1 protein-coding gene and 1 pseudogene are annotated in these 2,212 nt (G+C 59.2%); one reads left to right on the forward strand and one right to left on the reverse strand.

Annotated features, from left to right (window positions below; all coding sequences use genetic code 11):
- Positions 1 to 611 precede the first annotated feature (611 nt).
- Positions 612 to 2,099, forward strand: coding sequence for a group II intron reverse transcriptase/maturase (ltrA, locus tag AB0J29_RS37125; protein ID WP_364796045.1), 1,488 nt, complete (start codon positions 612 to 614; stop codon positions 2,097 to 2,099).
- Positions 2,100 to 2,101: 2 nt separating this feature from the next.
- Here the strand turns inward: ltrA and AB0J29_RS37130 are convergent.
- Positions 2,102 to 2,212: pseudogene (locus AB0J29_RS37130) on the reverse strand (hypothetical protein); the annotation flags it as partial.

Here is a 2,212-nt window from a genome sequence, read left to right on the forward strand (position 1 = left end):
TGCGTGCGCCACGAGGCGCCGACTTCCATACCGGAGGTGAAATGACTCCGAAGCGATTGTGTCGCAGCATGATCGCTGTAGCTGAGGGCAGTCTGAACCAGGAGATGCTGGGGAGGGCGGAAAGCAGCCCTGACAAAGTCGGGACGTGCCAGCACTACCGAATGACGCGGGTCCGGTGAGCGTGGAACAAAGGTGGACGAGAGGAACCGGTGTTTAAAGTCCCTCAAGGTTGGAGCCAGCTCAAATTCGGTGGATATGGGCTGGATTGCGGCGCGTATCTGATCCCTCATTACGGGTCAGAGAACTCCCTCAAGGGTTGCATTGCCCGACAGGGAGGTCACGGTGAACTTCTGCGGTGTAGCCATGGCAATGCTGCTGGGACAAAGTCGGCCACCTCCTGTTCCAAATGGAAATCGGTGAACGTGGGAACCATCCCGTCTCGCCCATTGTGGTTCGCATCCAGCGGGTTTCGGTGGGCAGGCTCATCGTCGGCTGATGGGGCGTGGATGGGGCGGAGGGGCCGTAGTACTCCGAGCCGGGGAAAGCCCGGTACATGGGGAAGGGCCTCAGTGAATGTCGACAGTGTGGAGCTGTAATGGACGGAGTCATCTGTGAATTCGGATGAGTCGTGGCCGGACTTCGATGAAGCCTGGTCACGAGTACGGCGGATGCAGGCCAAACTGTACTTGTGGGCGGTCCGCGACGCGGACCGAGTGTTCGAGGATCTGCACAATCTAGTGTGTGATCCGGCGTTTCTCGTCCACGCTTGGGAACGGGTTCACGGCAATAAAGGCGGACGCACTGCCGGGGTTGACGGGGTAGCACCTCGCTCGATCCCTAAAGAGTCCACCATGTTGTTGTCGACGTTGCGGATGGAGTTGCGGGCGAGAACCTTTCGCCCGGACCTTGTCCGTGAGAAATTGATCCCGAAACCGGGTTCGGCGAAGAAGCGCCGGTTAGGGATACCGACGACAGCGGACCGGGTTGTACAGGCCGCGCTGAAGTTGGTGCTCGAGCCGATCTTCGAGGCCGGATTTCAGCCCTACTCGTATGGGTTCAGGCCGAGAAGGCGTGCTCAGGACGCGATTGCCGAGATCCACAACTTCGGTGTCCAGGGGTATCACTGGGTGCTGGAGGCTGATATCGAAGCGTGTTTCGACCGGATCGACCATGCCGCTCTGATGGGGCGGGTTAGGAAACGGGTCACCGATAGGCGCGTTCTAGCCCTGATAAAAGCCTTTCTGAAGGCCGGTATTCTGACCGAGGAAGGCGTGAATCGGGAGACCTACACGGGAACTCCGCAGGGCGGTATTTTGTCGCCGTTGTTGGCGAATATCGCTCTGTCGGTGTTGGACGACCACTATCAACAGAAGTGGGATGCCGCAGGCGGAGGCGGAACTTACGCCGCTGCCACCTCGCGGAGATACCGTCTGCGCCGAGACGGAGGGGCGACTTATCGACTCGTCCGCTATGCGGACGATTTCGTTGTCCTGGTCCATGGCAAGCAGCATCATGCCGAGCAGGCCAGGGCTGAGGTCGCTGAGGTGATCGCGCCGATGGGACTTGTCCTATCGGAAGCGAAAACCAGTGTGACACACATAGATCGCGGGTTCGACTTTCTCGGCTATCGCATCCAGCGACGGTCGAAACCTGGCACGAACCACGCAAAGAAGGTGGTCTATACCTATCCGTCGAAGAAGTCGCTGCACTCGATCGTCGGGAAGGTCAGATCCATCACCAGTAGATCGTCGACAGGCATGTCTCTAGAAGAATTGCTCAAACGCCTGAACAATGTTGTTCGAGGTTGGTGTATGTATTTCAGGCACGGGTGTGCGAAACGCACATTCAGCTACCTCAGTCACTATATGTGGTTCGAAGTGGCGCACTGGATGAGGATGAAGCACCACCGGATTGGTTGGCGGAGACTGCGACGTCGGTACTCCGACAAGCGGTTCCCGACCTACCTGCCATCTGAGAATGGGGTCGTGCTCTATAACCCCGCAGAAATGGTCATCGAGCGATATCGATGGCGGGGTCACGCAATCCCGACACCATGGAGCGTTCTGGCGGAGCAACTCGAAACACTCTCACGGGCATGACATCCATGGAGAGCCGGATGCGGTGAGAGCCGCACGTCCGGTTCGGCGGGCGGCCACGGGAGACGGACCCGCGGGCAACCCGGGCACCGCGCCCGTGGCCGACCCAACTGATC

Origin of the sequence: Nocardia sp. NPDC049707 (assembly GCF_040674855.1) — a bacterium.
Classification (GTDB): domain Bacteria; phylum Actinomycetota; class Actinomycetes; order Mycobacteriales; family Mycobacteriaceae; genus Nocardia.